The organism is Acidobacteriota bacterium (assembly GCA_022340665.1).
GTDB lineage: Bacteria > Acidobacteriota > Thermoanaerobaculia > Thermoanaerobaculales > Sulfomarinibacteraceae > Sulfomarinibacter.
Window position 1 is genome coordinate 59,994 of record JAJDNM010000028.1, and the last position, 7,532, is coordinate 67,525.

The window sequence follows — 7,532 nt, forward strand, 5'->3', positions numbered from 1 at the left end:
CCCGCCGTGTAGTACCATCCCGCAGCTGCGAGTGGGCACAATACGGCCGTTCGTAGTAAATAGTATGCCGCCGCAGCAAGGCCGTCAACCGTGTTTTGCATCACATTCGTCAGATTTCGGCAGTCAAACCGGGTGCGGGAGTATTGGCACCGTTCTTGCTGCTCGGATCGCCGAAGACAAGGAGCCGACGCCGTCGGGCAGCGAATCCGCCCATCGGCCGAGCTCGGGAGGTAATGAATGAGTTCGTACAGGATATTGGCCACTCTTCTGGTCATTTCGACGGCCGCTCTCGGCGTGCACGCGCAGGAGCAGAAGCCAATCGCCGGCGGACAGGCCGCTTCGGGACGGAAGAGCGGGGCCCAGGCCCAGCAGGGCGAGGAGAAAAAAAAGCCGCGGCGGACGTTTGAGGAGTTCGTCGCCGACTGGATGACACCGAAACCATTTCCCAAGAATCAGGTCGTCAAGATCGACGATCGTTACGCCTATCCGCACGTGGTTGCCGGCATCAAGATGGAGATCGTGCGCGAGGACGACGAGTACGTGTGGTTGCGGGGCATCTCGCCGGAGGATCCCAACTCGCCGCTCTACAAGGTCTGGGCCCAGCGGGAGGCCGAGGAGGCGCGGGCCGCCGACTGGGCGGAATTCTCCAACCAGCCTGGCGCGGTCAACTTCATGGATTTCGGCGCAGTCATGGTACCGCCGCCCGATATGGAGAGCCTCACCTTTGTGTCCGGCGGTGGGACGCTGCCAAACAAGGGCCGGTGGCAGATGGGATTTGCGGTCGCCGATATGAATGAGGACGGGCACCAGGACCTGGTATTCCCGCCGCAGCGCAAGCAGCTCCCCCCCGCTCCCTCCATTCTCCTGGGTGATGGCACGGGGAACTTCTCTTACTGGAATGAATCCAAGTGGCCGGAGGCAATGCCGTGGGACTACGGCGACGTTGTCGCCGGCGACTTCAACAACGATGGTCACCAGGATGTTGTCTTTGCGGTGCACTTCAAAAGCCAGTTCGCGTTGTTCGGCAATGGCGACGGGCGCTTCCCGAGCGGGGGGATCCTTCCGTCGCCGGATCCGCGGGTCACCTCTCGGGCGGTGACCGCGGCCGATTTCGACGGCGATGGGCGCACCGATCTTGCGTTCGTCGCCGAGATCGACTACGACGTCACCTCCAATGCGAGGTTCGAAGGCTCGCCCTCGGCGTGGGTCCTCTTCAACCGGGGTGATGACTGGGAGATCTCCAGCGAAGGTCTCCCGCAGAATCTCATCGCCGATGTCATCCGCTCTGCCGATCTCGATGGCGACGGCCGACCGGAGCTCATCATTTCTTCCAACACTCTCGGACCGAGAATGCTCGTTTATTCCTGGCGGGACGCCGAGGGCTGGGTCGCGGCCGAGCACCGCGGGCTCCTCAGCGCTTCCTATCACTACGACGTCGAGCCGACGGTGGGCGGGGTGTTCTCGACCTTCGTCCAGTTCGGAAGATTCCAGAGCACAACCCAGGCTCGCAACGGCTTGATCCACTATCCGACAAGCTTCGACGGGGAGTTCGAGACGCCGGTGCCGCTGGTGTGGGACAAGGAGCGCGGCAACGTGTTTTTCCGCCTGGCGGTGGGTGATCTCGACGGCGACGGTCATCCCGATCTTGTCGCCGGTCGCAAGAACGGTGGGCTCGAGGTCTACCTGCAATCCGAGGACGGGTCGTTCTACCGGGAGCGCGGCACCGAGCTCGACAGCGTGGGACGCGCCTTTGATATCCGCCTGGTCGATCTCGATGGCGACGGTCGCGACGACATCATCGCCGGTTGCGTCGAACAGGACGAGAGGCCGGGTGGTATCTACGTGTGGTTGAGCAGACCATCCGTGTGAATTCGGAATTCGGAATTGAGAATTGAGAATTCGAGATGTGAAATTCCCTGCGAGGGTTGACTTGCCGGGGCCCAGGTGGGATCATTTGGAGACGCCCTGTCTCGGCGAGAGCGTCTTGACACGTCTGGGCCACGGTGCTATATTTTATGCTGTGATGACATAATCTGAGGATAAGTTGCGAAAAATAAATCATTTATAGGGGGTGATGCGGGACAACGGAGGGCACCAGAAGTTCAGCCGGCCATTCGGCTGGGAGTATTTCTTGCAGATGATAGAGGAAAGGAAGGAGCTGAAATGAAGAGATTTCTGACAATTGCGGCGGTGGCGATTCTCGCCCTCGGTGCGGGTAACGCCTTTGCCGTCGAGTGTGCGCTGGACAACGTGCCGGCGTCGACTCTGCTCTTCCCGTTCGTGGCGTACGACTACGAGGCGGGAGACCAGGGCACGACCACGCTGTTCTCGATCACCAACGTTTCGAGCGAGGCGCAGATCGTTCACATCACGGTGTGGACCGACTATTCGATCGCGATCCTCGACTTCAACCTGACCCTGACCGGTTACGACGTGCAGACCATCAACATCCGCGACATCCTGACAGCAGGCATCCTGCCGAGCGATGATACCGGTGCGAATGAGTGGTGGGACGGCACTGGCCTGACCAACGCCGGCGGCTCGCCGTTCGACGATGGTCCGTTCTCGACCTTCAACGAGCTGTGGGGCGGCGCTCTGGATGCGTGGTTCGCGGCCCAAGGCTTGCCGGATCCGGAGTCCACCAACCCGCTCGACTGCGACCCGGCGGCCTGGGTTTCGTCGCCGGTCAACTACCGTGCCGAGAACAACGGCACCATCCCTGAGGTGACTCTCGGCGTCTTCGAGGGCTACCTGAACGCCAGCCAGACGGCAGTTACCGGTTACCGGAACTGCAACTGGTCAGACGACGTGGTATTCCCGAACGGCACCTGGTTCACCAACCAGGAGCCGCGCGCGACCTGGCTCTACATCACCGCCGACGTGGTAGGTGCCTGCAACAAGGACCTGCCCGACAGTGACGCGCTCAACTACTTCGGTGCCGCCAGCGGCGTGGAGATGGCGAACGTGTTGATGGGCGAGCTGCTGTATCTCGACACCGAGAACAACTTCTCCGAGGCCTTCAACGCGGTCCACCTCGAGGCCAACGAGTTCCTGAACTCGACCCCGGCCACGGACGGATCTGGCCGCCCGACTTCCTTCTACCACCGCTACCACGGTGGTCAGAGCCAATACCTGCGTGAGCCGCTGCCGACCGCGTGGGGCTTCCGCTACCTCTACTCGCCCCCGACCGGCCACGGCGGTTTCGCCGACACCTGGATCCGCGCCTGGAAGGGCAGCACCACCAACAGCACCATCGTCGACCTCGGTGATGACGAGTTCGGCGCCGGTATCGCTGGCGCTGGCCCGGCCTACCTGTACGCCAACAGCTGCCGCCCCTACACCTACTATGCGTGGGACGAGGATGAGAACGTGAACTCGGTCGGCCCCGGCTTCATTCCGCCGTGGTCCGGCGTCGAGGACCCGGATCCGATCCCGGTCCCGAACCTGTTCCCCCTGGAGACCCAGGAGGTGCCGGTGAGCGAGCTCTTCGTCGTTTCGGATGCCGACGGCAACGCCTTCGGCTGGATGATGTTCATCTGGCCATTCTCCAACGACGACGGTAATGTGACGACAGACCAATACCAGACCTGGATGGGCGTCAAGTACGCCGCGTTCGGTCAGTACACCGCCGGCCTCGAGGCCGCTGTGTTGGGCAACTGGAACTGCGACGACAACCAGTACCTGCCGCAGCTCGGCATCGGAATGTACAGCTACAGCGAGTAGACGACGATTACTCGTCAATCTACTGGAGGCGGCCTTCGGGTCGCCTCCTTTTTTTGGGGCCTCGGTCGTCGGCCGCGGCGCCGAAAAATCATGGTTGACACCGGAATACCGAACGGTTATATTTCCGCCCCCCGAAGGTGGTCGCCGCAGTCGCGCGTGACAATGGTCACGCCCCACCGGAAAAATCTTAAAGTACTGGAAAAATACGGCTCTACGAGGCTCGCTCGAGTTGACACAAAAGGTTCTCATGGGCTACTTTCTGGAGTGGAGGTGCGGATGTCTCGTACGTTGCATCGAGTAACGAAAACCACACTGAAATTTCGCGCCGCGTCGATTGTCGCGCTGGCGCTGATCGCCGTCGCGGCTGCCTCACCGGCCGCCGCCCAAAGCCATTGCGCGAGCTGGGTCGACACCCTGCTGACCTACGAGAACTACCCGCAGGTCGTGCAGTGCGTCAGCGACCCCGCCTACGACCGCGCGACCGACGTCGAGACCTTCCGTTGGAAGGGCCACGAGTACATGATCATGAACCGTGGCAACGAGCTCTCGATCTACAACATCGATAATCCGTCGAACCCGATGCTCACCGCGGAATCGGATTTCGACTTCGGCACCCGCGGCGACTCGGATTACGATCTCATCGACTTCGACGTGTGCGATGACTGCCGCTACGGCGTGTTCTCGCACAAGGTCAAGCGAACCGTGATCTTCGACCTCGGCATCGGAGGTACGCCGACCTTTCCGGCCGGCGGCTACGGCACCTACGACGGTCTGGACATCGACATCGGCGGCCAGGTCTTCTCGAAAGGCGGACAGGAATACCTCATTTCGGGAACCGGTCCCGGGTCGTGTGTGAACGGGTACGGCCTCTACACCCTAGACAGCGCCGACAATCTCGGCTTCATCGGCTGCATGGAGCTCGGCCCCGGGGCGGGGCTGAAGACCAAGGGGCTGCACGAGTACGACACCGGTGCCGCCTATTACCTCTTCGCCGGAGGTCCGGACGGATCCGTTCACGTATTCCGCGCGGATGGCGTCGGCGCGGGTCTGCAGCTCACCTACATCACCTCGCCGGCCGGGATGAAGGGGGCGCACTACGAGCTCTCGATCGATCGCAACAACGCCCTCGCCGCTTCGGCCGATCAGTGGGGCGGCGAAATCTCGTTCTGGGACATCGCCAACCCCGAAGCTCCGGTGCAAATGCCTTGGATCATCTCGTCCCAGGACAACGTGGTCTCGCTGCGGTCACCCGGGCCGGGCACCGTGCCGACGCTGATGATCCACCGAGCGGGCTATCCCGGAACCATCCGTACCTTCACGCTCGAGAGCTCGGGTCCGATGGAGTTCGAGGCCGACTATTGGACCGATCCCTCTCTGCCTCACAACGACAATCCAATTTGCGTCTTTCCCGCCGGCGGATCACTTTCCTTCGACGGCTCGGTGCTCTACCTCAGCCGCTACGCGATCCACGAGGTCTTCGACCTCTCCGAGTGCCTCGCGCCGACACCGGCGGTGGCGGACATCACGGTGACGCCCGATCCCGTCTTCCCCGGGGACACGATCGACGTGCGCGATACCTCGACAGGCCGCGTCGACCGCTGGGCGCTGTGGATCACCAAGGACGGCCTGTGGCAGACCGGCGAGACCGATCCGGCCTACGGCAATCCGCACGAGATCAATAATTTCCAGATTCCGCAGAACCTGCTCGCGAGTACCGTCTACGAGGCCCATATCCGGGTCGAGAGCGACGTTTTGGCTCCCGCCGATCCCGATTACGACACGGTCATCAACATCGACCGGACGCCGGAGGCGAGCATCTCGATCTCGCCATCGGCGGTGGTGGTGGATGAGTCGGTCACCCTGACCGCGAGCGCCGAGGGAAACCCCGTCAGTTACAGCTGGCTGATCGATCCTCCGTTCAGTCCGAACTTCAGTCGTAGCGGAGCATCGACGACGGTGACGCTGAACGAGGCCGGGGCCTGGAACTTCACCCTGACGGTCGACTATCAGCACCAAGCCTCCGGTGGCGGCAACTACCAAACCACAGACGAGATCACCGATTTCAACGTCACCTCGGTGGCGGCGGACTTCACGGTCTCACCGTCGAGCCCGCTGCACACGCAGGCCATCACTCTCAACGGGGGGGTGTCCAAGCCGGTGGGCGGCAACCTGAGCTACGAGTGGACGGTGGACGGTTACTCGGGTTGCCCGCAGGCGCAGAGCTGCGTCATCCCGGGCGAAACATTTCTGCCGGATACGTCGCACAGTGTGACCCTCAAGGTCACCAATAACGACGACGGCGTATTCGACACCGAGACCAAGTCCATGTTGGTGGGCAACGGCTCGATCGACCCGAGCATCAGCTTCTCGCCGACCAGCCCCGAGATCGGCGACAACATTCTGTTCAGGATCGAAGGTGTCGTGGGTGACATCGACCAGGCACGCTGGACCATGGGCGGGACCGGTTGCGACGGCGTGTCGTCGACCCAGACCTGCAACCCGACGCTGTACGATGAATGCAAGGCGCTCGCCTTCGAGTACGCTTCGGGCGGCAACAAGACCGTCACCCTCGCAGTCGATATCGGAAACAACACCTTCACCGCCGATCCGGTGACTGTGGCGGTGGCTTCGAGCGGAAGCTGCGGCGGCGGTCCGCCCCCCACCTGTTCCTATACCCTCAATCCGACCCAGGCCGGCTTCGGGCCGAAGGGCGGTGAGTCAGCCTTCACGGTCCTGACCACCTCCGGCTGCTCGTGGACGGCGCTGACCACATTCCCCTGGATCACCGTCACATCGCCCAAGACGAGCGTCAGCGGCTCCGGCACCGTACGATACAAGGTCGATGCCAACGAGGGGACCATTCGCTCGGGCAACATCATCGCCGGCGGCAAGAGCTTCATCGTCAACCAGGAGGCGCCGTGGAGGGCCGCCAACTTCACCATGTCGAATCCGCGGCCGGAGATCGGTGAGGTCTTGACCCTCACGGTCGATCCGGCCCTCGAGGTCGAGACCTGGAATTTCGGTGAGGACGACTGCAAGGACAACGGCTCATTCGTCAACTGCACCCTCCTGCCACGGGGCGCCTGCAACACCATGCAGTGGACCTATCCGACCGCCGGCGAGAAGGCGATCACGATGGTGTTGACCGACGGCCGGACCCAGACCAAGGGACCGACCGTCCAGAACAAAGGCGAGTGCTGCCTCGCCGACGGCCGTCCTGAAGCGAGTTTCACGACATCGGCCGACGAGATCTTCGCCGGTCAGCGCGTTGACTTCAGTGACACCTCGACGAAGGCATTCCCGTCGAAGGCTTTAGGTATTTCGGTGACTCCTCCGGCGCCGGAAATCGGCGAAAACATCGCCTTCACCCTGACCGGCGTCGTCGGCACTATCGCGAAGGCTACCTGGGACTTCGGAGAGACCGGTTGCGACGGCGCCTCTGCGACCTACGTATGTGAACCCAGCATGTGGGACGAGTGCAAGGCCGCCAGCTTCTCCTTCGCCTCCGGCGGCGAGAAGTCTGTCAGCGTTTCCCTCGAGCTGGAGGGCGGCGGTACGGACGCAGCCGGTCCGATCACGGTGGATGTCGCCTTCAGTGGCTCGTGCGACAGTGGCGGTGGCGGTTGTAGTTACACGCTGAGCCCGACCAGGGAGACCTTCACTCCCTCGGGTGGGAGCGGTGAGTTTTCGGTCGTCACGACGACCGGGTGCGACTGGACCGCGACCACGCCGTCAACCTGGGTCACTCTCGATTCGGGAGAGGGCTCGGGTTCGGGAACCGTCTATTACACGGTTGACGTCAACCCCGG

Annotated in this window: 3 protein-coding genes; all 3 read left to right on the plus strand. The window is 62.5% G+C overall.

Annotation, left to right across the window (positions count from 1 at the left end; genetic code table 11):
• The first annotated feature begins 237 nt into the window (after positions 1-237).
• Positions 238-1,869, plus strand: coding sequence for a VCBS repeat-containing protein (locus LJE93_04180; protein ID MCG6948100.1), 1,632 nt, complete (start codon positions 238-240; stop codon positions 1,867-1,869).
• A gap of 294 nt (positions 1,870-2,163) precedes the next feature.
• Entirely contained in the window at positions 2,164-3,723 is a 1,560-nt protein-coding gene (locus LJE93_04185; GenBank protein ID MCG6948101.1) for a hypothetical protein, read from the plus strand.
• Between the two features lie 276 nt (positions 3,724-3,999).
• Positions 4,000-7,532: hypothetical protein (locus LJE93_04190; protein ID MCG6948102.1), on the plus strand; the 3,533-nt coding region annotated here is incomplete at its 3' end.